This is a genomic window from Flavobacterium sp. U410, from assembly GCF_053570605.1.
The window spans coordinates 18,079-41,788 of the sequence record NZ_JBSEFI010000027.1 but is presented as its reverse complement, the minus strand read 5'-3'; the positions used below and the strand labels follow the sequence as shown (position 1 = coordinate 41,788).

The window sequence follows — 23,710 nt, the reverse complement described above, 5'->3', positions numbered from 1 at the left end:
ACTTTTCTTTCTGTTTATTTTATAATTCTTTTATCATCCAAACATCACAACTTGTATGCCCGGTGCAACCTAACGGCTGATCTAAATATTGAAAACCAAGTCTGGCATATAATTTTTGGGCAGCTTGCATAAAAGGCAAGGTTTCCAAATAGCATTTTTGAAATCCTTGGGATTGAGCAAAATCCAAACACATTTCAATAATTTGTTGTGCCAATCCGGTTCCTCGAATTTCGGGAGCAAAATACATTTTTTGTAATTCGCAAACCTCATTATTACCCTGCTGACTTCTCGACTCCGCTCGAAGTGACATTTCTAATGGAGCAATTCCGCATCCGCCCACTACGCTACCTTCTTTCTCCACTACATAATAGACCGATTTCGGTTTTTGGTATACTTCAAACAAGGTGTCTAAAATAGGATCCGCATAAGCCGTACCTTCTTTGGGCGCGTCCAATTCGTCAAAAATATCGCGAATTACCTTTGCGATTTGAGCATTGTCTTGCGGTTCAATTTTTCTGATTTTCATATGAAATAATTCTCTTGGTAAAAATAAACAAATTGATTCCCTTTTGCACTTAAAAAAATCCAAAATCCCTACTTTTGTACTATGATGACTCATGAAACATACATGCGTAGAGCTTTACAATTGGCTCAAAATGGATTGGGAACTACTTATCCCAACCCAATGGTGGGAAGCGTAATTGTTCACAACGGAAAAATTATAGGCGAAGGTTGGCACAAAAAAGCCGGCGAACCTCATGCCGAAGTCAATGCTGTACAATCGGTTAAAGACAAAAGTTTGTTGAAAGAAGCAACCATTTATGTCACGCTGGAACCTTGTAGTCATTTTGGCAAAACGCCGCCTTGTTGCGATTTGATTATTGCTCAAGAAATTCCGAATGTAGTCGTAGGAACTATCGATCCGTTTGCAAAAGTAGCCGGAACCGGAATTCAAAAATTAAAAGAAGCCGGTAAAAATGTTATCGTTGGTGTTTTGGAAAAAGAATGTCAGGAACTCAACAAACGTTTCTTCACTTTTCATCAAAAAAAACGACCTTATATTATTTTGAAATGGGCCGAAAGTGCCGATGGTTTTATTGCTCCTTTGGAAAAAGAAACTGATAGACCAATTTGGATAACTAATCAATATTCGCGTCAATTAGTCCACAAATGGAGAACCAAAGAACAAGCTATTTTAGTCGGTACTCAAACCGTTTTGGATGATAATCCCAGTTTAAATGCTCGTGATTTTTACGGAAATAATCCGGTAAGAATTGTTTTTGACAGACAAAATCGAATTCCGGAAAATTATACTATTAAAAATGGAATACAAAAAACCATTATTTATTCAGAAGATATTTTTTTAACACCAAATGACAGTTATTCATACAAAAAAGCTATATTTGATACTCATTTTTTAGATTTCGTAATTTCCGATTTACATCAAGAAGAGCTTCAATCGATTATAATTGAAGGCGGATCTAGAACGTTACAAGCCTTTATTGATAAAAATTTATGGGATGAAGCCCGAGTTTTTATTGGAAATTCAAAATTTACAAAAGGAATTGCTGCACCCAAAATCAATCATCTTCCTATTACAACAGAAGATATTCAAGGAGATCAATTAAAACTGTACAAAAATGATTCAAACCATACTTTTTGATTTTGGAGATGTGTTTATCAATTTAGACAAAAATGCAACACCAAATGCATTAAGAAATTTGGGATTAACCCAATGGAATGCTACTTTGTCTCAACTCAATCTTCAATATGAAACCGGTAAAATAGATGAATTAACATTCATGGAAGGCATTCAACAATTTATTCCGAATGCTAAACTGATTGAAATCCGAGAAGCTTGGAATGCCATTCTTCAGGATTTTCCTTTGGAACGATTGGAATTTTTACAAATGCTTCCTTCGCAATACCAATTACTTTTATTGAGCAATACAGATGCCACACATATCGATAAATTTGAACATAAAGTGGGACAATCTTTTGCTCGCGATTTTTACAGCTGCTTTGAAAAAGTCTACTTTTCGTTTGACATTGGTATGCGAAAACCCGATGCCGAAGCTTTTAAATTTGTCATCAACAACCACAATTTAACCCCTAAAAAAACACTATTTGTTGACGACAAACAAGAAAATATTGAATCGGCAAAAAGATTAGGCTTTCAAACGTGGCATTTAAATCCTGAAACCGAAAACGTGACTCAATTATTCGATCAATTAAAAAAAATACATGATTGATTTACTGTTGGCCATCATTTTCTCCGGACTATTATTTGTCATTTTCACTATTTTTAAAAAGGTTGATATTGACGTTTTTCAAGCCATTGTTTTCAATTACATCATAGCTTTTACTACCGGAATAATCATGAGTCCGGTTAAAATTCATTGGACAACAAGCATTACACAAAGTTGGTTTCCCGGAACAATTTTCTTAGGATTTCTGTTCATTACCGTTTTCAACATTATGGGAAAAACGGCTCAAGTGAATGGTTTAACGGTAGCTTCGGTCGCCAGCAAAATGTCGCTAGTAGTTCCTGTTCTTTTCGGAATTGTATTTTTAAACGAATCTATTCACCTCAAAAAAATTATAGGCATAGCATTAGCACTAATCGCTGTTTATTTTGTTTCCAAAAAAGATAACGGTCAAGTAAACATTTCTTCATTAGCACTTCCCATTTTACTTTTTCTGGGTGCCGGAACGATTGACACCAGTATGAATTTCATCCAACATTATTATGTTCCCGAAGAGCAAACCGCTGCATTCTCGTCTTTTACCTTTCTAACTGCTTTTGCTATCGGAATAATTATTTTGCTCTATAAATTATATCAAAAACAAATTAGCTTTCATTTTAAAAATGTTTTAGGCGGAATTCTTTTGGGCATTCCTAATTTCTTTTCCATGTTTTACATGATAAAAGCGTTACAAACTGAAAATTTAGAAAGCGCAACCATTTTTACTTTATTAAATATTGGTGTAATTTTGTTCACTTCCATTTTAGGCTTGCTTTTTTTCAAGGAGAGATTGAGCAAACAAAACGGAATTGGTATCATCATAGCAATTATTGCTTTATTTTTAGTTCGATAAATGAGTTCAGAAAACATAAAAGACATTTATAAAACCCTTGCACAGGCATCGCCCGAAATTTTATACAAAGAAAAAAACAGTAAATTTTTCGGTTATGCTTTTCCTATCGAAAGTGAGGACGAAGTCAAAGAAATACTTACCGAAATCAAAAAACAGCATTTCTCGGCGCGTCATTGGTGTTATGCTTTTCAAACCGGAACAGAAAAAATATATTACAGAGCCAATGATGACGGCGAGCCCAATAATACTGCCGGAATGCCTATTTATGGGCAAATTCAGTCTTTTGATGTAACCAATGTTTTAGTAGTGGTCGTTCGTTATTTTGGTGGTGTAAAACTAGGTGTTGGCGGATTAATTTCGGCCTATCGAATTGCAGCGCAAATGGCCCTTGAAGCTTCTGAAGTTATTGAAAAAACCATTGACAAACATTTCATTGTGTCCTTTGACTATAAAAACATGAACAAAGTCATGCGTGTGATTAAGGAAAAGAACCTGGATATTGTGAATCAAAAAATGGAATTGAGCTGCGAAATTGAAATTGCTACCCGAAAAAAAAATGCCGAAATGGTATTCGACATTTTTAATACTTTATATGAAGTTTCTATCAAAGAAAAAGATTCAGACTAGCACTTTAATTTTTTCGGTAACATAAATTGGTGGCGTAACTGGGCGCCCTGTTTTCATATCTACAAACACCAACATAGAATACCCTGTTGTTAATAACTCATTTTTCTCATTGTAGATTTCATAGTCAAATTCAATCTTAACTCCTGTTTGACTTTTCAAGATTGTTTTAACCGTTAACAAGTCGTCATACTTTGCAGGTTTCTTGTAATTCATCGATAAATTTACCACAGGCAGCATCACTCCATTATCTTCCATCCATTTGTAAGAAACCCCTAGATTTCTTAACCATTCTACTCTCCCCATTTCAAAGTACTGTGCATAATTTCCGTGGTATACAACCCCCATCTGATCGGTTTCTGCATATCTGACTCTAATTTGTAACTGATGTTCTCTCATTGTTAATTTTTTCTTAATTAATTCTTAAAATTATTTTCAAGGACTACGATATTTTTTTTAAAAAATCAATAGCCTATTCATTTTTTTTTACCAAAAATTGTTCACATATTTGTTCTCCCAAATTAACCAAAGGTTATACACCTTTTTCTCTGTAAGACAACCTTTATTAATCGTTAAAAGCAACTATAAAAAAAGAACATTTATGAGTAAGACTGCGCAATCGGTATGGGATAACTGTCTCTCTTTTATAAAAGACAACATTCAGGAACAAGCCTATAAAACATGGTTTGAGCCTATACAGTCTGTTGATCTGAACGATAACGCATTGTCTATTCAGGTGCCTAGTAAATTTTTCTACGAATGGCTAGAAGAACACTATGTTAAACTTTTAAAAGTTGCATTAACTAAAGAACTTGGTCCAAACGCAAAGTTATTATATAAAATCAAAATGGAAAACCCTTATGGGGGTAAACTTCCATTTACCGAACAAATTCCCAGTAACAACAGACAAGTGATCAAAACTCAGGAAGTAGATGTACCTATTGTGCAAAAAAATCCGGAGTTAAAAAATCCGTTTATTATTCCCGGAATTAGAAATATCAATATTGACTCTCAACTTAATTCTAATTATAGTTTTGACAACTTTTTAGAAGGAGATTCTAACAGATTGGCAAGAAGTGCCGGTTTGGCTGTTGCTAATAAACCGGGAGGAACTTCTTTTAATCCGCTTTTGATTTTCGGAGGTGTTGGTCTAGGAAAAACCCACTTGGCTCATGCTATTGGTGTTGAAATAAAAGATAAATTCCCTGAGAAAACAGTTTTATATATTTCAGCTGAAATTTTCACGCAACAATACATTGACTCTGTTAAAAAAAATACACGTAATGATTTCATCCATTTTTATCAATTAATCGATGTATTAATCATTGACGATGTTCAGTTCTTATCCGGAAAATTAGGAACACAAGATGTATTTTTTCACATCTTTAACCATTTACACCAAAATGGTAAACAGGTTATTTTGACTTCTGACAAAGCTCCGGTTGATATGCAAGATATTGAACAACGTTTATTATCTCGCTTCAAATGGGGGTTATCTGCAGAGTTACACCAACCTGATTTTGAAACGCGTATTTCCATCTTAAAAAACATCTTGTTTAGAGACGGCGTGGTTATGCCGGAAGAAATTATTGAATATGTCGCCAAAAACATTAAATCTAATGTTCGTGAATTAGAAGGTGCTATCATTTCTTTAATTGCTCAATCTTCTTTCAATAAAAAAGAAGTAACTATTGAGTTAGCTAAACAAGTAGTCGAAAAATTTGTTAAGAATGTGAAACGTGAAATTTCTGTAGATTACATTCAAAAAGTAGTTTCAGAATATTTCCAATTAGACGTAGAAACACTTCAGTCTAAAACCAGAAAACGCCATGTCGTTCAAGCGAGACAACTGGCTATGTTCTTTGCTAAGAAGTTTACCAAAAACTCATTGGCTAACATTGGAAGTCAAATTGGTGATCGCGACCACGCTACTGTATTACACGCTTGCAAAACGGTTGACAACCTAGTGACTACCGACAAGCAGTTCCGTAAATTTGTAGACGACATCAACAAAAAATTATCGATGTAATGCAAACAAAAATCTTAATGGTTTGTTTAGGAAACATTTGTCGCTCTCCATTGGCAGAAGGTATTTTACAATCTAAACTTCCTAAAGATTCTTTCAGAGTAGACTCAGCAGGAACAGGCGGTTGGCATGCAGGCGAATTGCCTGATAAACGTTCTATTGCTACAGCTAAAGAACATGGAATAGACATTACCACTCAAAGAGCTCGAAAATTTAAAGTGGAAGATTTTCAACATTTTGATTTTATCTACGCAATGGACATGTCCAACTACAGAGATCTATTAGCCTTAGCTCCCGATCAAGAAGCAGAACAAAAAGTGAAATTAATTTTGAACGAGCTTTTTCCTGAGGAAAATGTAGAAGTTCCCGATCCCTATTATGGCGGATTAAACGGCTTCGAGCAAGTTTACCAGATGCTTGATGAAGCTTGTTCTATTATTGCAAATAAATTACAATCATGAAACCGATTACTTTTTTAGGAAAACTTTATCTTATTCCAACCACCTTAGGTGAAATGAATCCTGATGATGTTTTGCCTCAAACCATTAAAAGAAGTATTGATTTCATTGATTACTATATTGTTGAAAATGAAAAGACAGCACGTCGTTTCATCAAAAGTGTTCATCCTGAAAAAAAACAATCGGAACTAAAGCTTTCTCTTCTCAACAAACATACCGAGGTCAGCGATTACAACCAAATGATTACTCCTTTGCTTAATGGTGTAAACATTGGTTTAATGAGTGAAGCAGGTTGCCCCGGAGTTGCCGATCCAGGCGCAGCAATAGTAAAAATAGCGCACGAGAAAGGAATCCAAGTTGTTCCTTTAGTAGGACCAAGTTCTATTTTATTAGCTGTTATGGCAAGCGGAATGAACGGACAAAGTTTTGCCTTTAACGGCTATTTACCTATTGATTCCTGCGAGAAAAAAAATGCAGTGAAACAACTAGAAAGACTGTCACAAGAAAAAAATCAATCGCAATTATTTATTGAAACCCCCTATCGCAATAATAAATTATTGGAAGATTTAACGCAAATCTTGCAGCCCAACACCTTATTGTGTGTAGCTTGCGATATTACTTTACCAACAGAATTTATCAAAACAAAGAAAGTAAGTGAGTGGAAAAAAAACAAGGTCGACTTACATAAGCGACCTTGCATATTTATTATTCACAAAGAATAATTTTTTTAATCTAATTTTACTTTGGCATTAGCATCTGCTTCAATTAAAGAAACATCAAATCCGCCAAATTTTTTGATATAACTTCTTAAAGAGGTACCAAAACCATCTTTAAAGCCATTAGTTCCATTACTTCTCAGGTATTTTTTAACAGAACCTGCACCCGCTAAATGCGCTGCAGCTAGTAAACCTGATTCCGTAACTTTTACTCCGTTAATCACTCTTCCGGAATATTTTTCAATTTCCTTACGCAATTCCCATTTATTTCTTGCTACCAAAGCTTTGAAGGCTTTTTCCTGCCACTCCGGATTTTTCAAGAATTCTTGAAAGTCGTAAATACCAATTGTTCTCAAAGTACTTCTTCCAAACTGATATTTTCCCATGTAACCATAAGGATTAACCAAGTTTAAGATTCCTCTGGATTCTCTGAAAGCAACTGCTTCTCTAAATCCTACAAATGTTTTACCTACATAAGGAAAAACAACATCAAATTCATTTCCGAATTCTTCGTCTTCAGAAGGGACTGAATATACATACTTTTCGTTTTCCTCTAAATGAAACCCTTCTACTTTTTCAATTTCAAAAGAATTAAATCCCGTTGAAACCGACATTACTAGGATGGTCAATCCCAAAAAATACGAACCTTTTTTTATCATAAATTTTCATTTCTCAGCGTCTGTCACCCATCTGAAATTTGCGGAGGCAAAGATACAAAAAAAAATATAATATTGATATACAAGCTGTTAAACTTTTCTAAAAGTAGATAAAGTGTCCCTTAACTCCTCTGAATGCTCCTATCTCTAAAGTTGGAGCCGGAATTTTGACTGTATTAAAGACTGAAAAGACCGTTTTTAACAGATGTGATTTTGTATTGATTTTTGTTAAATCAACATCAAGACTCAGATACAATTGCCGCGTCGGATTTTGATAAAATTCGTTAGCCAAAGCTTCCTTTTGATTTCCATAAAACATGCCATCTGCACCATAACCCACGGCTACATTTAACCACTTAGGCACATACTTTCTCTTGACAAAAGAATGTAAATTTACCGAAAGCCAATACGTTTGTCCGTTATAGTCTTTAAGAATTTGTTCGTTTAGAGAGGCACCTAAAGCTTCTGGACGTGCTTGAGCATAATGTGTTTGATGAAACGAAAACTTGGGTATAATTCGCTGTTCGTTCCATAATAATTCTTGACCAATATACAATCCGGTTCCGGCAGCATTAGCTGTCATATCGCCCCAAGAAAAACCCCATTCCTGAGAAAAACCGTCAAAAACCTCAACAACGGTTAAAAATCCAAGTCCTAAAGTAGCGCCATAACACAATTGCTCTTTTTTAGAAGCACCACTCCAAGCTAAAAGTTCTGCTCCGAAATGCCCCACATGATAGGTTGAATAAAAATGTCCCACTTTATCCATTTGCATCCATTCGGAATTATCATTGTAGAAATGAAATTTAGATTGCGGATAATCGGCGTACCATAATTGATTTAAACCTATTAATCCTGCTCCAATAGCTGAAGCTTCGGCAATGTAAACCGTTTTCTTCCGAACGAGATTAAGACTGTCAGAAGGCGTTAAAAAAGTATTAATGCGCGATTGTGAAAAACCAAAAAAGCTAACAAAAAAGCCAACAGCTAACAATTTAGCCCTGATGGAAGCGGCATCTCTTTTTGTTCTCGAAATTTGCCACAAATTACATTTGCTCCTCTTAATATCAAATGCTCGAACTGACAAAAGAGATATAGCGAACAGCAGGAATTTAGATACCAAGTATTGACTATTGATTCGCTTCAAATTATCGTTGTATTCCTAATTTGTTAACCCAATCGGCATATTTTCTTGCGTTGACCATGTGCGCTTCATAATTCGCCGCGAAAGCATGATAACCCGGTTTTTCAGGACTAGCACAAAAATAGATATAATCGTGTTTTTCGGCATTTAAAACCGCATCGATAGCCGAAATATCAGGCATAGCAATAGGTCCGGGTGGCAAACCAGCATACTTATAGGTGTTGTAAGGCGAATCGATAATTAAGTCGTTATGAAAAACGCGCTTGATGACTTGGTCAAAATTTCCGGATTGTTTTTTAATTGCAAAAATAACCGTAGGATCGGCTTGAAGTGGCATTCCGGTATGCAAACGATTCAAATAAACACCCGCTACACGCGGTCTTTCGCTCACTTTTGCTGTTTCTTTATGCACAATTGAAGCCAAAACAGAAACTTCGATAGGCGTTAAATTTTTATCTAATGCTTTTTGTAAACGTTGCGGTGTCCAAAAGCGTTTATATTCTTTAGCCAATTTATCGGCTAGTTTATCAGCCGAAGTATTCCAATAAAATTCGTAAGAATTAGGAATAAACATAGCTAAAATATTTTCTTCGGTAAAACCGTTTTCTTGTAAAAAATCGGGTTTTGTAAACGCCTGAACTAAAGTCAAACTATCCGGTTCTAATTGCGTTGCTAATCGTTGCGCCAATTTCCCTAAAGACTCTTGATTGTTAAAAGCCACTTTTACAGGAACGTTTTGACGAAGCGCTCTAACCAAATCAAAACTAGTCATTTTTTGCTTTAGCAAAAACTTCCCGGCTTTAACATTGACATCATATTTTCGTTGGCTTGCTACAAAATCGAACTTGCTCATATTTTTAATGAACGGAGCTAACTCTTCTTTGGCTTGCTCGTAGTTAGAACCCGTTGGGATATAAACATACACTTCTTTTTGACTGAAAGTGGTATTGGGTGTAAAAGCTTTATAATACACATATCCTACTACAGCAGAACCTACTAATATTCCTGCTACAGCAATAATTAAAACAAGTTTCTTTAAGTTCAAGAATTTAAGATTTATCGTTAATGATTTGAAACAGAAGTTCGTCTTTGTATTGATTTCCCACTTTGTTCCATTGTTTTTTTACTCCAATTTTTTGGAAACCAAATTTAGTAAAAAGTTGTAAACTCGGTTGATTATCAGCTGCAATATTTGCATAAAGCTGATGCAGTTGTAAATGCTCAAAAGCGTAAGTCACTAAAAGCTGTAACGCTTGCGCTCCTATTCCTTTGTTGCGATGAGTGGATTGGTGAATTAAAATCCCGATTCCGGCTCTGGTATGTTGCGGATCAAAATCAAACAAATCAATAAGTCCGATAGCTTCAAAAGTATCTTTTAAACAAACGGCTAACCGAAGTTGTTTGGCTTCATAAATATCCTGATGCGCATTTTCTAAATATTGGCGAATTAAAAAACGACTGTAGGGCGTTTGCGTGTGACTAACTTCCCAAATAGATTCGTCGTTTTCTATGGTGTAGATAAACTCTAAATCTTCGGGTTCAAGAGCACGCAAGTAAATATGTTCACCTTTTAAAGTCATTTTTTAGATTTCGATTTCTCCTTTGAATACAAATTTAGCCGGTCCAATTAAGAATACATCCGTAAATTTCCCTTGATCTTCTTTGAAACTAACCGCTAAATCACCGCCTTCTACCTGTAATTTTATGGTATTTGAATGGGTTAATCCGTTTTTGTATAAAGCAATAGCTGCTGCAGTAGCACCGGTTCCACAAGACAATGTTTCATCCTCTACTCCTCTTTCGTATGTACGCACTGCAAATTTGTCATTTGCCAAAGGCGAAACAAAATTCACATTGCTTCCTGCTTTTCCATATAGTTCAGAATAACGGATTTCTGCGCCTTGTTCTTTTACCTTTACATCACGAACATTTTCTACCATTTGAATATGATGAGGCGAACCCGTATTCAAAAATGTATATCCTTCCGCTATTTTTATAGTATCAACATTTATCATTTGCAATGAAACAATTCCCTTTTCGTCTACAGAAGCAAAATGATAACCGTCTATCGCTTCAAATTCAGCTTTATCTTCGATAATATCTAATTGCTTTGCAAAAGCTACTAAACAACGACCGCCATTACCACACATCGTGCTTTCATTTCCATCGGAGTTGTAATACACCATAGTAAAATTATACTTCGGATGATTTTCTAATAAAATCAATCCATCAGCACCAATGCCGAAACGTCTGTCACACAATCGCGCCACAAGTTTGGTATCATTTTTGGGAAAAATATTTTGTCGATTATCAATCATAACAAAATCGTTTCCTGTTCCTTGATATTTATAAAAAGTCAGTTTCATCTTTACAAAGGTATAAAGGTAAATGGTAAATGGCAATAGCTAAGCAATAGAATAACATTAACCTAAATAAATTAGTTGTTATATCTTAAAAACCAGATAAACTTAAGGAAAAGTTAAACATTGTTAATCGAGCGTTAAACTGATTTTATGTTAAATTTTTGTCTTTTAACTTTACTTTGAAATTAAAAATTGAAGGTTATGAAAAAAATTGGAAGTCTTTTACTAGTTTCCCTTTTTAGCGGAGCTATTACTTTAGGTGCCTATAAATTATTCTTAGAGCCTAAAACCAGCGCTTCAATAACTACAACTGCCCCTAATTTTTCTAAAAACGTTAGCCTTGGTGCCGAAAATGTAGATTTCACCACGGCAGCCGACATGGCAGTACATAGTGTTGTTCACGTTAAAAATGTAAGCGTACGAAAAGTGTATAATCCTATTATGGAATTTTTCTATGGTTCCAGAGGTGGTGTACAACAACAAGAACAAATCGGAACCGGTTCGGGTGTTATTATTTCTGAAGACGGTTACATTGTGACCAATAATCACGTGATTCAGAATGCAACAGATTTAGAAGTTACTTTAAATGATAATAAATCATATAAAGCAAAACTTATAGGAACTGATTCTAAAATGGATATTGCATTACTAAAAATTGAAGCCGATGATAAATTGCCGTATATGGTTTTTGGAGATTCTGACGGAATTCGAGTTGGCGAATGGGTTTTAGCTGTAGGGAATCCTTATAATTTGACTTCAACAGTTACGGCGGGAATTGTTTCGGCAAAAGCCAGAGATTTAAGCAACGAAGGTTTACAATCTTTCATTCAAACCGATGCTGCGGTAAATCCGGGAAATAGTGGTGGTGCTTTAGTAAACACAAGTGGCGAATTAGTCGGTATCAACACTATGATCTCATCTCCAACAGGAAGCTATGCGGGTTATTCTTTCGCTGTTCCGTCTAACATTACGCGTAAAATCATTGAAGATTTAATGCAGTTTGGAAATGTTCAAAGAGGCGTTTTGGGCGTGGAAGGAGCCGAATTGAATAGTGCTACTGCGGAACATTTTGGCGTAAGCAAAACACAAGGTTTTTACATCAATAAGATCACCAAAAAATCGGGAGCTGAAAAAGCAGGTTTGAAAGAAGGTGATGTTATTATTCAATTGGACAATAAAAAAGTAAATGGATTCTCTGATCTGTCATCTTACATCAATACCAAAAGACCTAACGATGTTGTTAATGTAACTATTGTCAGAGATGAAAAAGAAAAAGTTATTCCGGTTAAACTTACCAAAAAAGAACTGATTACTTACGAAGCTAAAGGAATAGAATTTGAAGATATTAGTGCTACAGAGAAAAAAGAATATGGAATTGATTATGGTGTTATCATCAAAAAAATAAACAATGAAGACATTTTAGCGTATGCTGACGAATTGGAAGGAAGCATTATTTTAAGTGTTGACAATGTGAAAGCTAAAGATGTTGAAACCGTAACCAAATTATTAAACGATAAAACCAATCAGCGTTCTCGTTATGAAATACTAACGAAAACTGGTAAGGTTGTTCGCATCATCTTTTAGTTAGTTGATTTTAATTTGATTTTCAACCACGCTTAGGCGTGGTTTTTTTATTTAATTCATAATACATTCCCAACTCAAAACCTACCGAGTTTAATCCGAAATTAGGTTTTTGTAAATCTGCATTAGAGACATGGCGAATCATCATTTTTAAGTCAACCGAAAAGTCATTCATTCTGTAATTGCCTCCTAATGCAAAAATATCTGAAAAAGCGAACCCTTTTTTCAGCATTTCGGTATCGGTATCTATATACATCGGGCCAACATTACCGAGAGCATAAACCGAAAGATCTGTTTTTAAATGATAGCGATAGATAAGTCCTAAGTTCAACACATATTCATTCATGTTTTTTAACTTCATATATTTTTCCCTGTAATAATCCGGATTATCTGTAGTGGTATAAAACTTTTGCCAAGGATTTAGGGATTCATGTTTTGAAGCATAGTAACTTGGTTCTACTGACAGTTCTAAAGCATGCTTCTTTTTTTGATACAAGCTAAAATGGTTAGAAATTTTAAAAATATAGGCTTCATACGTATAATCACTATCTTGCCTTATAAACGTATTTTGTGAAGCATATCCATAGATAACTCCTATTCTTAACCATTTTTTATTGTTTAAACTATCTTGAGCTTTCGAAAAGAAGAAACTGAAAATAAAAAAACAAAAGATAACTTTAAGTTTCATATTTTTTTTTGCTCAAAAATAATCCAATAATCTTTAGTTTAAAAATAAAATGATTTTATTAAAAATATTTTACGAAAACGTTTGAAATAAGTACTTTTGCATCAAATTAAAAAACAACACATATTCTTAACTTACATGAACAATAACGTTTTATACGAAAAAGAGCTTGCTTTTCAGGCTGACCGCAGGAAAGCTTGTGTAGAATTTATCAAGATAATAAGTGATTTATGGTATGACAAATCCATTGAATTAGTTTTATTCAGAAATCAGTTGATTGATCGCAATGTGAGCGACATTATCAATTTACACGAATATGCAGGAGAATTTGTTCAGAAACCAATTAACGTTTTTGATTCTGTTGAAATTGCCAGAGCTATCGAGAGTTTAGATTTGCCCCCTTCAAAAATTGATATTGGAAAACTAACTTACGAATATCATTTAGAAGATGACAAATTCAACGATTCAAAGGCTTTTGTTATCAGTAAATTAAAAAATGCTAAAGATTATTCTGAAATCAAACCTAAAGACGTAGTGCTTTATGGATTTGGAAGAATCGGACGTTTATTGGCTCGTGAGTTGATGAGTAAAATAGGAAAAGGACAACAATTGCGTTTAAGAGCCATTGTAACTCGTGATAAAAATGATGCTGTTCTTTTAGAAAAACGTGCTTCTTTATTAAGACATGATTCGGTTCACGGAGATTTTGAAGGTTCGGTGCAAACTGACCTTGAGAACAATGCTTTAATTATAAACGGAACTACCGTTCATCTTATTACGGCTAATTCACCAGAAGAAATCGACTATACACAATATGGAATTGAAGATGCTTTAATTATTGACAATACCGGAGCTTTTACAACAGAAGAAGCTTTAAGTCGTCATCTAAAATCAAAAGGTGCTTCAAAAGTATTATTGACTGCTCCCGGAAAAGGTGTTCCGAACATTGTTCATGGCGTAAATCATTTAGCATACAATCCGGATGAAGTAAACATTTGGTCGGCTGCTTCTTGTACAACTAATGCAATAACACCTGTTTTAGCTGTTTTAGAAGAAACTTTAGGTGTAGAAAAAGGTCATTTAGAAACCATTCATGCTTACACTAACGACCAAAATTTGGTTGATAACATGCACAAAAAATACCGCCGTGGCAGAGCTGCTGCTTTAAACATGGTTATTACTGAAACTGGTGCCGGAAGTGCTGTGGCAAAAGCTTTACCTAGTTTAGCCGGAAAATTAACGTCAAATGCTATCAGAGTTCCTGTTCCTAATGGTTCTTTAGTCGTTTTAAATTTAGAAGTTAAAAATCCAACAAGCAAAGAAGAATTAAACAACATTATGCGTAAGCATGCTTTGGAAGGAAAATTGGTAGAGCAAATTAAATACTCGTTGAACAACGAATTAGTTTCCTCTGACATCGTTGGTACTTCTGCTCCATCTATTTTTGACAGCAACGCTACCATCGTATCACCTGACGGAAAAAATGTTGTGATGTATGTTTGGTATGATAATGAATACGGATACAGTCATCAAGTTATCCGCTTAGCAAAATATATTTCTAAAGTAAGAAGATATACTTACTATTAATATTTATTTTTATAGAACACTTTGGTTTATTATTGTTAAAAATCCGGTCTTATAGCCGGATTTTTTTATTGAAACAAAAACTCCCTCTTTTCAGAAGGAGTTCTTTCATTATTTATTTGATAAATTACTTACCGGCTGCAATTAAGTTTAATGCAGAACCTGCTTTAAACCATTCGATTTGACCTTCATTATACGTATGATTAGCCAAAATAATATCTTTAGATCCGTCAGCGTGAACAAATTCTAAAGACAATGGTTTTCCTGGTGCGAATTCGGTTAAATCCAAGAAATTGATGGTATCATCTTCTTGAATTTTATCGTAATCTGCTTCGTTAGCAAAAGTCAAAGCCAACATTCCTTGTTTTTTCAAGTTGGTTTCGTGGATACGAGCAAATGATTTTACCAATACCGCTTTAACTCCTAAGTGACGAGGCTCCATAGCAGCGTGCTCACGAGATGAACCTTCTCCGTAGTTTTGGTCACCCACAACAATTGAAGGAACACCGGCAGCTTTATAGGCTCTTGCTACTGCAGGGACAGCATCGTAAGCTCCTGTTAATTCGTTTTTAACTTTATTCGTTTCTTGATTAAAAGCATTTACCGCACCAATCAACATATTGTTAGAAATATTGTCTAAGTGACCACGGTAACGCAACCAAGGACCAGCCATAGAAATATGGTCGGTTGTACATTTCCCAAAAGCTTTAATCAACAATTTGGCACCTGTAATGTTTTTCCCGTCCCAAGCTGGGAATGGTTCCAATAATTGTAAACGATCAGAAGTTGGAGATACCACCACTTGTACTGAAGAACCATCGGCAGCCGGAGCTTGGAATCCCGGATCATCAACATCAAAACCTTTTGTTGGCAATTCAATTCCTTTTGGAGGATTTAATTTAATTTCTTCTCCATTATCGTTTAATAAAGTATCTGTAATAGGATTGAAATCCAAACGTCCTGATATTGCCAGAGCTGCAACCATTTCCGGTGAAGTTACAAAAGCGTGTGTATTCGGGTTACCATCAGCTCTTTTAGAGAAGTTACGGTTGAAAGAGTGAACAATAGTGTTTTTTTCTTCTTTATCAGCGCCTTCTCTATCCCATTGACCAATACAAGGTCCGCAAGCATTGGTAAATACTTTAGTTCCTAATTTTTCAAAAGTTTCAATGATACCATCTCTTTCGATAGTAAAGCGAATTTGTTCCGAACCCGGATTAATACCGAACTCTGCTTTTGGCGTAATATGGTGTTCCACTGCTTGTTCTACAATTGAAACCGCTCTTGTCATATCTTCATAAGAAGAGTTTGTACAAGAACCGATCAATCCCCATTCTACTTTTAACGGCCATCCGTTAGCAGCAGCTTCTTCTTTCATTTTAGAAACCGGAGTTCCTCTATCCGGAGTGAACGGTCCATTGATATGGGGTTCTAATTCTGATAAATTAATTTCGATCAATTGATCAAAATATTGTTCCGGATTAGCATACACTTCAGCATCACCTGTTAAATAATCTGCTACTTTATCAGCAGCATCTACTACATCTTGACGACCTGTTGCTGCCAAATATCTTCTCATAGAATCATCGTAACCAAAAGTTGAAGTGGTAGCACCAATTTCAGCTCCCATGTTACAAATAGTTCCTTTCCCGGTACAAGACATCGATTGCGCGCCTTCGCCAAAATATTCCACAATAGCACCTGTTCCACCTTTTACTGTTAGAATATCAGCCACTTTTAAAATTACATCTTTTGGTGCCGTCCAACCGTTTAGTTTCCCAGTCAATTTTACACCAATCAATTTAGGAAATTTTAATTCCCAAGACATTCCTGACATCACATCAACAGCATCAGCACCACCAACACCAATGGCTAACATTCCTAAACCACCAGCATTAACAGTGTGCGAATCGGTACCAATCATCATTCCTCCAGGGAATGCATAATTTTCCAATACGATTTGGTGAATAATTCCGGAACCTGGTCTCCAAAAACCAATTCCATATTTATTAGAAACCGAAGAAAGGAAATCAAAAACTTCACTTGATTGTGTTTTAGCTACTTTTAAATCTGTATCAGCACCAACTTTTGCTTGAATTAAGTGGTCGCAGTGAACTGTGGTGGGAACTGCAACTTTGCTTTTTCCGGCATGCATAAACTGCAACAAAGCCATTTGAGCTGTCGCATCCTGACACGCTACTCTATCCGGAGCAAAGTCAACATAATCTTTACCTCTTTTGTAAGCCTCTTTAGGCGTACCTTCCCATAAGTGAGAATATAAAATCTTTTCCGATAATGTAAGTGGACGCCCAACTAACTCACGTGCTTTATCCACACGCTCAGCCATACTTGCGTACACATTTTTAATCATTTCAATATCAAAAGCCATAATTTTAATATTTTTTTGTTAGTTTTTATAGTATACAATTTACGAAAAAAAGAATAACAATTATAAAAAAGCCCGAGTTTTAACTCGGGCTTAACTTATTTATTATTGTCTAACTAATAGTTTGTGTGATGGTGCAAACTTAGTTAAATTAATACCGCTTACTGCAGTTGTATATTCATCTATTGTTGGAGTTCTTCCTAAGATTGTTGATAATACAACAACCGGTGTTGAAGATAATAAAGACTCTCCTTTTTTCTCAGCAGAATCTTCCACAACTCTACCTTGGAACAAACGAGTTGAAGTTGCCATTACCGTATCTCCTTTAGCAGCTTTTTCTTGGTTACCCATACAAAGGTTACAACCAGGGCGCTCTAAATACAACATGTTTTCATATTCCGTACGAGCAGCTGATTTTGGTGCATTATCATCAAATTCAAAACCTGAATATTTTTGTAATACTTCCCAGTCTCCTTCTGCTTTTAACTCGTCAACAATATTATATGTCGGAGGAGCGACAACTAGAGGCGCTTTGAATTCTACTTTACCTTGTTGTGCTTCAATATTCTTAAGCATTTGAGCCAAGATTTTCATATCGCCTTTGTGCACCATACAAGAACCGATAAATCCAAGATCTACTTTTTTATCTCCACCATAATATGATAACGGTCTGATGGTATCGTGAGTGTATCGTTTAGAAACATCTGCATTGTTAACATCCGGATCAGCGATCATTGGTTCAGCAATTTGATCTAAATCAACCACTACTTCAGCGTAATATTTAGCATTTGCATCCGGTGTTAAAGCAGGTTTAGTTCCTGTTTTAATTTCAGTAATTCTTTTATTTGCTTTTTCAATTAAATCTTTCAATACACCTTTAGCATTATCCATACCTTTATCAATCATGATTTGGATTCTACCTTTAGCAATTTCTAATGATTCAATTAAAGTAGCATCTTCAGAAATACAGATAGAAGCTTTTGCTTTCATTTCTGCAGTCCAGTCAGTGAAGGTAAACGCTTGGTCAGCAGTTAACGTTCCGATGTGAACTTCAATTACTCTTCCTTGGAATACGTTTTCACCTCCAAATTGGTGTAACATTTGCGCTTGCGTAGCGTGAACCACATCACGGAAATCCATGTATGATTTCATATCGCCTTTAAACGTTACTTTAACTGACTCCGGAATTGGCATAGAAGCTTCACCCGTAGCTAAAGCTAAAGCCACAGTTCCTGAATCGGCACCGAAAGCCACACCTTTTGACATACGTGTATGAGAGTCACCACCGATGATGATTGCCCATTCGTCAATTGTAATATCATTTAATACTTTGTGAATCACGTCAGTCATTGCGTGATATACACCTTTAGGGTCACGAGCTGTAATTAAACCGAAATCGTTCATGAATTTCATCAACTTCGGAATGTTAGTTTGTGCTTTTTTATCCCAAACTGAAGCGGTGTGACAACCTGATTGGTAAGCTCCGTCAACAATAGGAGAAATAGTTGTAGCGGCCATAGACTCTAACTCTTGAGCAGTCATTAAACCTGTTGTATCTTGAGAACCTACGATATTTACTTCTACACGAACATCTGAACCTGCGTGTAACACTTTTCCCGGAGTAGTTCCTACAGCATTTCTGTTGAAGATTTTTTCAACAGCTGTAAGACCTTGACCTTCAATAGTAATTTCTTTTGAAGGTGCAAATACAACCGGAGCTTCAATTCCTAATGTTTTAGCAGCAAATGTTTGTAATTTTTTACCGAATACAATAGCGTAAGAACCACCGGCTTTGATGAATTCCATTTTTTGAGGAGTGAAAGCTTTTGCAATATCGATCAACTCTTGGTCACCATTGTATAATTTTTTCTTTTTAGTATTGATGGTAAGAACTGTTCCTGTAGCTACAGAATACTTTTCTTCTAAAACTGGCTCGTCATTTTCATTACGAACAACGTTTCCGTTTTCGTCTACTTTTTTCACCCAGTTTTTAAGGTCAAGACCAATACCACCGGTTACGTCAACAGTAGTTAAGAAAATCGGAGAAATTCCGTTAGTACCACCCACAATTGGAGCGATATTTACAAACGGAACATAAGGACTTGCTTGTTTTCCTGTCCAAAGTGCCACGTTGTTAACACCGGACATACGAGAAGAACCTACTCCCATTGTCCCTTTTTCAGCAATTAGCATTACTGATTTATCAGGATGTTGTGCCTGTAAAGCTTTGATTTCCGCTTGAGCTTCCGGCGTAATCATACATTTTCCGTGTAATTCACGGTCAGAACGCGAGTGCGCTTGGTTACCCGGAGAAAGTAAATCAGTTGAGATATCTCCTTCACCGGCAACATAAGTAACCACTTTAATTTCTTCTGCAACTTCAGGAAGTTTTGTGAAGAATTCCGCTTTTGCATAGCTTTCTAAAATTGTTTTTGCAACAGCATTTCCGTTTTCAAAAGCTTCTTTTAAACGTGCCATATCAGCATCGTATAAGAAAACTTGAGTTTTTAACACTTCAGCTGCTTGTTTTGCAATAGCTTCGTCATTTCCTAAAGCTAAATCCAGTAATACTTCAATTGAAGGACCACCTTTCATGTGTGATAATAATTCAAAAGCAAAAGCAGGAGTAATTTCGCTTACTACAGATTCACCAAGAATAATTTCTTTTAAAAATTTTGCTTTAACACCAGCAGCCGGAGTAGTTCCGGGTAAAGTGTTATAAATAAAAAATTTAAGAGAATCTTCGCGATATGGGCTATTTGAATCTTTAATTTGTGCAATAATTGCGTCTAGTAATTCTGCACCATCGATAGGTTTAGGATGAAGACCTTGGGCTTTGCGTTCTTCTATTTCCTTGATGTAATCGTTGTAAACATTCTTTTGAATATCAGAATCCATACTATTAATACGTTATATTATGTTAGTTTATTTTAAATTGCCCCAAATTTAGTAAATATCCTCGACAATTAAAAATTTTTATCAAAACCTTGAAATACGAGAAATATTATTTATAATTATTCCATTTTAATGAATTTTATTCAATAAATTTAAGTAAATTTTCATTTTGTTACCTAATTGTTATTTTAAACTTTTAAAATTATCAATTCAACAAAAGTAGAATTAAAAAAATAACAAATTAATATTTGCGATCTCTATATTGAAGTATAGGTTTCTCATAGAATCTACGCATCACAAAAGACAATAAAACAATGATAAACAGATAGATACTTATAACAAAAATTGAAGACAATGGTGTATTTCTATTTAGCAAATAACTTTTAAAAACAAAAGAAACTACAGAATAATGCAACAAATACACACTATAGGATATATCACTCAAAAAAACTGTTGCTTGAGCTATAATTCCTTTACTGTTTTTCCAAAAAACAAAGAAAGGCAGCCCTAAAGCAATGGTAATCGAAGAAAACGTAAAATAAAACACCTGATAATATAATGGTGTGTTAATCAGATCAAAACCTAAAACGTTCATCACCACATATTGGAAAAATATCAAATGAACCGCTATAATAATAAAATAAACTCTCAGTTTCTCTAGTTGTTCTTTTAAAAAACGATAACACCAAGCTACCAAAAAACCATATAAAATAGAATCTATTCGGTAAATTACTGTCGATTTCAAAGCTGTATTCCAAACGTTCATATCGGTTATAGGATTCCCATAAAAATGCCAAAACCTCAACCCATGAAACAACACAATTAATCCCAATATTGTTGTTAAAAAAATCACTTTTTTATTTCCTTGTATTTTGGTTACCAACCATAAAACTATTGGAATCAACAAATACGTCCATTCTTCAACTGATAAGCTCCAGGATTCTGTAAAAACAGTAATAGAATAGTGATCAAAGTTTTGCAAAAAGAAAACATAGCGCCATAAAGAATTCCATTGTGGTTCAATCTCATAAGCATAAGCAATACAGAAAACAATACCTAAAACCAAGAAATAATTAGGAAGCGTCCGAAACCATCTTCGCTTCAAAAAAATAACGATATTTGAAAATGAAAAGTCATCATTTAAAAACTGTTTTAGCAGAATATTACCGATTAAAAATCCGCTTAAAACAAAGAAGATCTCAACGCCTAAATAGCCGGCTAAACCGCTAATTGAAATTAAAAATGCATCCTGACTATCAATTAAATAATACAAATGTGAAAAGACCACTAACGAAATAGCTAAAGCTCTTACAACGTCTAGACCAAAAATTCTCTTTTTGTTTTGTTTTTCTGAAATCATTTCGTTTACATTTGCTAAAACAATATTCTTTTGAAAAAACCAAAGATATATAAATACTTCATTTTTACTTTAATAGTATCTACTATTTTTGGGAGCATCACTTATCTTTCGCTTTCTAATCGGCATCAAGCGATCGTTAAAACTAAATTATTGCACAGCTTACACTTAGTGGACAATAATTGGGAAGTAAAAAATGACGCAGACATTTATAAAATGCTGTCACCAACACTTTTAATTGACGGTATTTACAAATCGATGGAAGGTCCAAAATCATCTCGATATATTCAATTGAGTAACTCAGATGAACTACTTTGGATTACAGGTTTTGATGTCAAAGCATTGGAGGCTGAAACGGAAAAAGAAATATCAAAAGATTTTATCTGTCACATGAATGTAGATTTGAATGATGTACATTATTATAGTAATTTCAATTTAGAAGACAGAATTGGGAAACAATATCCAAGGCTTACTTCGCTTTCTAACGGATTTGAAAGTTTTAATTTCCCGAAAGGTTACGGCGTTCCTATCAAAGGAAATGAATATTTGTTTATTACTACGCAGGCTTTGAATTTAAACGAACCTAAAATCTTTAAAAAAGTAAAGCATTTGGTTACTGTAGCCCATGAAAAATACAACGGAACTCAAAAACCTTTATTGAGCAGAACCGTTTTTATTCAATTGCCATTTGACAAGGAAAATCCTTTTAAAACTCCATTATCTCCGGGTAGTAATCAATGTATTCCTGTAGAAACCAAAAACCATTGTTATACCGACAGTAACGGGAACATGTTATCAGGCCATTGGGTTATTCCAAAAGGAAAAGCAACGTATAGAAGTTCTATTGACGAACAATTGCAAATTCAAGACAGTTTGCGTTTGCACTTTTCTGCGATTCATGTTCATCCGTTTGCTACAAGTATTAGTTTATATGATGCTATGGCTCAACAAACACTTTTTACCAGTACAATACAAAATCACACCGACAGAATTGGCTTAGCTAAAGTAGAACCTTTTAGTTCTGAAAATGGAATTTGGCTTTATGCTGACCATCGTTATGAGTTAGTCATGGAAACTGATAACACTTCTGCAATCACTCAAGACATGATGGGAAGTATGTTTTTATTTTTCTACGATAAAGAGATGGATGAACAACTTCAAAAAAATCAGAATAAACGCTGAATCAAGCTTTCTTCTGAAATACCTTCTGCATCAGCTTTGTAGTTTTTCACAATTCGGTGACGTAAAATACCTGTTGCTACCGCTTGAACATCTTCAATATCCGGTGAAAATTTACCGTTTAAAGCAGCTTGTGTTTTGGCAGCCAAAATTAGATTTTGAGAAGCCCTTGGTCCTGCTCCCCAATCGATATACGTTTTTACAAAATCAGGAGCCAACGTATTATCCGGGCGCGTTTTACTAACCAAAGTAACCGCATACTCAATTACATTATCTGCTACTGGAATTTTGCGAATCACATTTTGGTATTCTAAGATTTCCTGTGCTGTGAACAATGCATTAATCTGCGCTTTAAAATCGGTTGTAGTTGCTTTCACCACCTGAACTTCTTCTTGAAAAGAAGGATATTCTAATTTAATAGCAAACATAAAACGGTCGAGCTGCGCTTCCGGTAGCGGATAGGTTCCTTCTTGCTCAATAGGGTTTTGCGTTGCCAATACAAAATAAGGTAAATCTAATTTATAATGTTGACCCGCAACAGTCACAGCACGCTCTTGCATAGCCTCTAACAAAGCAGCCTGAGTTTTAGGAGGCGTACGGTTAATTTCGTCTGCTAAAATAATATTAGAAAAAATAGGACCTTTAATGAATTTAAACGTTCTGTTTTCGTCTAAAATTTCACTTCCTAAAATATCCGAAGGCATTAGATCAGGTGTAAACTGAATGCGTTTAAAGTTCAAACCTAAAGCTTGCGAAATAGTATTCACCATTAAGGTTTTTGCCAAACCCGGCACACCAATCAACAATGCATGTCCACCTGCAAAAACACTTAACACAATTTGGTTAACTACTTCATCTTGACCAATAATTACTTTGGCTATTTCTTCTTTCAGTGCTTTTTGCTTTTGAACTAACTGTTGAATTGCTGCTACGTCTGACATAATTAATTTTTTGAGT

At 35.0% G+C, this 23,710-nt stretch carries 22 protein-coding genes; 10 read left to right on the top strand and 12 right to left on the bottom strand.

The features are described from left to right. Positions 1-19: 19 nt before the first annotated feature. Positions 20-526 (bottom strand): GNAT family N-acetyltransferase, encoded by a 507-nt coding sequence (locus tag ACUSJC_RS15230; protein WP_449270423.1) that lies wholly within the window; start codon positions 524-526, stop codon positions 20-22. A gap of 81 nt (positions 527-607) precedes the next feature. On the opposite strand from ACUSJC_RS15230, the gene ribD reads away from it, so the two are divergent. From ribD to ACUSJC_RS15210, 4 genes are read left to right on the top strand one after another with little or no spacing between them, the layout of a single operon-like run. Continuing rightward, positions 608-1,663, top strand: coding sequence for a bifunctional diaminohydroxyphosphoribosylaminopyrimidine deaminase/5-amino-6-(5-phosphoribosylamino)uracil reductase RibD (gene ribD, locus ACUSJC_RS15225; RefSeq protein ID WP_449270422.1), 1,056 nt, complete (start codon positions 608-610; stop codon positions 1,661-1,663). Continuing rightward, complete coding sequence (locus tag ACUSJC_RS15220) at positions 1,641-2,252, top strand: HAD family hydrolase (RefSeq protein ID WP_449270421.1); 612 nt, start codon at positions 1,641-1,643, stop codon at positions 2,250-2,252. The genes ribD and ACUSJC_RS15220 overlap by 23 nt, the downstream gene beginning before the upstream one ends. Beyond that, positions 2,245-3,099 (top strand): EamA family transporter, encoded by an 855-nt coding sequence (locus ACUSJC_RS15215; protein WP_449270420.1) that lies wholly within the window; start codon positions 2,245-2,247, stop codon positions 3,097-3,099. Before ACUSJC_RS15220 ends, ACUSJC_RS15215 begins: the two co-directional genes overlap by 8 nt. Beyond that, the gene (locus ACUSJC_RS15210) at positions 3,100-3,726 is read left to right on the top strand and encodes an IMPACT family protein (RefSeq protein ID WP_449270419.1); all 627 of its coding nucleotides are present in this window, start codon (positions 3,100-3,102) and stop codon (positions 3,724-3,726) included. Here ACUSJC_RS15210 and ACUSJC_RS15205 read toward each other — a convergent pair. After that, entirely contained in the window at positions 3,718-4,122 is a 405-nt protein-coding gene (locus ACUSJC_RS15205; protein ID WP_449270418.1) for an acyl-CoA thioesterase, read from the bottom strand. The genes ACUSJC_RS15210 and ACUSJC_RS15205 overlap by 9 nt on opposite strands. Before the next feature lie 202 nt (positions 4,123-4,324). On the opposite strand from ACUSJC_RS15205, the gene dnaA reads away from it, so the two are divergent. The 3 genes from dnaA to ACUSJC_RS15190 are packed head-to-tail and all read left to right on the top strand — an operon-like array spanning position 4,325 to position 6,929. After that, entirely contained in the window at positions 4,325-5,752 is a 1,428-nt protein-coding gene (gene dnaA / locus ACUSJC_RS15200; RefSeq protein WP_449270417.1) for a chromosomal replication initiator protein DnaA, read from the top strand. Then, the gene (locus ACUSJC_RS15195) at positions 5,752-6,210 is read left to right on the top strand and encodes a low molecular weight protein-tyrosine-phosphatase (protein WP_449270416.1); all 459 of its coding nucleotides are present in this window, start codon (positions 5,752-5,754) and stop codon (positions 6,208-6,210) included. Before dnaA ends, ACUSJC_RS15195 begins: the two co-directional genes overlap by 1 nt. Further along, the gene (locus ACUSJC_RS15190) at positions 6,207-6,929 is read left to right on the top strand and encodes an SAM-dependent methyltransferase (RefSeq protein ID WP_449270415.1); all 723 of its coding nucleotides are present in this window, start codon (positions 6,207-6,209) and stop codon (positions 6,927-6,929) included. The genes ACUSJC_RS15195 and ACUSJC_RS15190 overlap by 4 nt, the downstream gene beginning before the upstream one ends. Before the next feature lie 5 nt (positions 6,930-6,934). Here ACUSJC_RS15190 and ACUSJC_RS15185 read toward each other — a convergent pair whose 3' ends face one another. The 5 genes from ACUSJC_RS15185 to dapF all read right to left on the bottom strand — a co-directional run bounded on the left by ACUSJC_RS15185 (position 6,935) and on the right by dapF (position 11,089). Continuing rightward, positions 6,935-7,582 carry a peptidoglycan-binding protein LysM gene (locus tag ACUSJC_RS15185; RefSeq protein WP_449270414.1) on the bottom strand — a complete coding sequence of 216 codons (648 nt, stop codon included), beginning with the start codon at positions 7,580-7,582 and terminating at the stop codon, positions 6,935-6,937. 97 nt (positions 7,583-7,679) lie between these two features. Continuing rightward, on the bottom strand, positions 7,680-8,615 hold the full coding sequence (locus tag ACUSJC_RS15180; RefSeq protein WP_449270431.1) for a DUF2279 domain-containing protein: 936 nt from the start codon (positions 8,613-8,615) through the stop codon (positions 7,680-7,682). A gap of 112 nt (positions 8,616-8,727) precedes the next feature. Beyond that, positions 8,728-9,768 carry an endolytic transglycosylase MltG gene (gene mltG, locus ACUSJC_RS15175; protein WP_449270413.1) on the bottom strand — a complete coding sequence of 347 codons (1,041 nt, stop codon included), beginning with the start codon at positions 9,766-9,768 and terminating at the stop codon, positions 8,728-8,730. A 4-nt stretch (positions 9,769-9,772) separates the two neighbouring features. Further along, the gene (locus ACUSJC_RS15170) at positions 9,773-10,303 is read right to left on the bottom strand and encodes a GNAT family N-acetyltransferase (protein WP_449270412.1); all 531 of its coding nucleotides are present in this window, start codon (positions 10,301-10,303) and stop codon (positions 9,773-9,775) included. A gap of 3 nt (positions 10,304-10,306) precedes the next feature. Further along, complete coding sequence (gene dapF / locus ACUSJC_RS15165) at positions 10,307-11,089, bottom strand: diaminopimelate epimerase (RefSeq protein WP_449270411.1); 783 nt, start codon at positions 11,087-11,089, stop codon at positions 10,307-10,309. Positions 11,090-11,287: 198 nt separating this feature from the next. Between dapF and ACUSJC_RS15160 the strand changes: the two genes are divergently transcribed. Further along, positions 11,288-12,670 carry a Do family serine endopeptidase gene (locus tag ACUSJC_RS15160; RefSeq protein ID WP_449270410.1) on the top strand — a complete coding sequence of 461 codons (1,383 nt, stop codon included), beginning with the start codon at positions 11,288-11,290 and terminating at the stop codon, positions 12,668-12,670. Positions 12,671-12,692: 22 nt separating this feature from the next. Here ACUSJC_RS15160 and ACUSJC_RS15155 read toward each other — a convergent pair whose 3' ends face one another. Next, positions 12,693-13,355 carry an acyloxyacyl hydrolase gene (locus tag ACUSJC_RS15155; RefSeq protein ID WP_449270409.1) on the bottom strand — a complete coding sequence of 221 codons (663 nt, stop codon included), beginning with the start codon at positions 13,353-13,355 and terminating at the stop codon, positions 12,693-12,695. A 135-nt stretch (positions 13,356-13,490) separates the two neighbouring features. Here ACUSJC_RS15155 and ACUSJC_RS15150 point away from each other — a divergent pair, with 135 nt between their 5' ends. Further along, the gene (locus ACUSJC_RS15150; RefSeq protein ID WP_449270408.1) at positions 13,491-14,939 is read left to right on the top strand and encodes a glyceraldehyde-3-phosphate dehydrogenase; all 1,449 of its coding nucleotides are present in this window, start codon (positions 13,491-13,493) and stop codon (positions 14,937-14,939) included. A 124-nt stretch (positions 14,940-15,063) separates the two neighbouring features. Here ACUSJC_RS15150 and ACUSJC_RS15145 read toward each other — a convergent pair whose 3' ends face one another. The 3 genes from ACUSJC_RS15145 to ACUSJC_RS15135 all read right to left on the bottom strand — a co-directional run bounded on the left by ACUSJC_RS15145 (position 15,064) and on the right by ACUSJC_RS15135 (position 21,577). Next, entirely contained in the window at positions 15,064-17,325 is a 2,262-nt protein-coding gene (locus tag ACUSJC_RS15145; protein WP_449270407.1) for an aconitate hydratase, read from the bottom strand. 102 nt (positions 17,326-17,427) lie between these two features. After that, the gene (locus tag ACUSJC_RS15140; protein WP_449270406.1) at positions 17,428-20,220 is read right to left on the bottom strand and encodes a bifunctional aconitate hydratase 2/2-methylisocitrate dehydratase; all 2,793 of its coding nucleotides are present in this window, start codon (positions 20,218-20,220) and stop codon (positions 17,428-17,430) included. Positions 20,221-20,458: 238 nt separating this feature from the next. Continuing rightward, positions 20,459-21,577 carry an acyltransferase family protein gene (locus ACUSJC_RS15135; protein ID WP_449270405.1) on the bottom strand — a complete coding sequence of 373 codons (1,119 nt, stop codon included), beginning with the start codon at positions 21,575-21,577 and terminating at the stop codon, positions 20,459-20,461. A 150-nt stretch (positions 21,578-21,727) separates the two neighbouring features. On the opposite strand from ACUSJC_RS15135, the gene ACUSJC_RS15130 reads away from it, so the two are divergent. Then, complete coding sequence (locus tag ACUSJC_RS15130; protein ID WP_449270404.1) at positions 21,728-22,756, top strand: hypothetical protein; 1,029 nt, start codon at positions 21,728-21,730, stop codon at positions 22,754-22,756. Here ACUSJC_RS15130 and ACUSJC_RS15125 read toward each other — a convergent pair. Then, positions 22,741-23,694 (bottom strand): AAA family ATPase, encoded by a 954-nt coding sequence (locus ACUSJC_RS15125; protein WP_449270403.1) that lies wholly within the window; start codon positions 23,692-23,694, stop codon positions 22,741-22,743. The two genes, ACUSJC_RS15130 and ACUSJC_RS15125, sit on opposite strands and share 16 nt — an antisense overlap. Positions 23,695-23,710: the final 16 nt, after the last annotated feature.

Excerpts from the sequence above, each read along its gene's own strand:
- ACUSJC_RS15230 (WP_449270423.1), bottom strand. The coding sequence starts at position 526 with ATGAAAATCAGAAAAATTGAACCGCAAGACAATGCTCAAATCGCAAAG.
- ribD (WP_449270422.1), top strand. The coding sequence starts at position 608 with ATGATGACTCATGAAACATACATGCGTAGAGCTTTACAATTGGCTCAA.
- ACUSJC_RS15220 (WP_449270421.1), top strand. The coding sequence starts at position 1,641 with ATGATTCAAACCATACTTTTTGATTTTGGAGATGTGTTTATCAATTTA.
- ACUSJC_RS15215 (WP_449270420.1), top strand. The coding sequence starts at position 2,245 with ATGATTGATTTACTGTTGGCCATCATTTTCTCCGGACTATTATTTGTC.
- ACUSJC_RS15210 (WP_449270419.1), top strand. The coding sequence starts at position 3,100 with ATGAGTTCAGAAAACATAAAAGACATTTATAAAACCCTTGCACAGGCA.
- ACUSJC_RS15205 (WP_449270418.1), bottom strand. The coding sequence starts at position 4,122 with ATGAGAGAACATCAGTTACAAATTAGAGTCAGATATGCAGAAACCGAT.
- dnaA (WP_449270417.1), top strand. The coding sequence starts at position 4,325 with ATGAGTAAGACTGCGCAATCGGTATGGGATAACTGTCTCTCTTTTATA.
- ACUSJC_RS15195 (WP_449270416.1), top strand. The coding sequence starts at position 5,752 with ATGCAAACAAAAATCTTAATGGTTTGTTTAGGAAACATTTGTCGCTCT.
- ACUSJC_RS15190 (WP_449270415.1), top strand. The coding sequence starts at position 6,207 with ATGAAACCGATTACTTTTTTAGGAAAACTTTATCTTATTCCAACCACC.
- ACUSJC_RS15185 (WP_449270414.1), bottom strand. The coding sequence starts at position 7,582 with ATGATAAAAAAAGGTTCGTATTTTTTGGGATTGACCATCCTAGTAATG.
- ACUSJC_RS15170 (WP_449270412.1), bottom strand. The coding sequence starts at position 10,303 with ATGACTTTAAAAGGTGAACATATTTACTTGCGTGCTCTTGAACCCGAA.
- dapF (WP_449270411.1), bottom strand. The coding sequence starts at position 11,089 with ATGAAACTGACTTTTTATAAATATCAAGGAACAGGAAACGATTTTGTT.
- ACUSJC_RS15160 (WP_449270410.1), top strand. The coding sequence starts at position 11,288 with ATGAAAAAAATTGGAAGTCTTTTACTAGTTTCCCTTTTTAGCGGAGCT.
- ACUSJC_RS15155 (WP_449270409.1), bottom strand. The coding sequence starts at position 13,355 with ATGAAACTTAAAGTTATCTTTTGTTTTTTTATTTTCAGTTTCTTCTTT.
- ACUSJC_RS15150 (WP_449270408.1), top strand. The coding sequence starts at position 13,491 with ATGAACAATAACGTTTTATACGAAAAAGAGCTTGCTTTTCAGGCTGAC.
- ACUSJC_RS15145 (WP_449270407.1), bottom strand. The coding sequence starts at position 17,325 with ATGGCTTTTGATATTGAAATGATTAAAAATGTGTACGCAAGTATGGCT.
- ACUSJC_RS15140 (WP_449270406.1), bottom strand. The coding sequence starts at position 20,220 with ATGGATTCTGATATTCAAAAGAATGTTTACAACGATTACATCAAGGAA.
- ACUSJC_RS15135 (WP_449270405.1), bottom strand. The coding sequence starts at position 21,577 with ATGATTTCAGAAAAACAAAACAAAAAGAGAATTTTTGGTCTAGACGTT.
- ACUSJC_RS15125 (WP_449270403.1), bottom strand. The coding sequence starts at position 23,694 with ATGTCAGACGTAGCAGCAATTCAACAGTTAGTTCAAAAGCAAAAAGCA.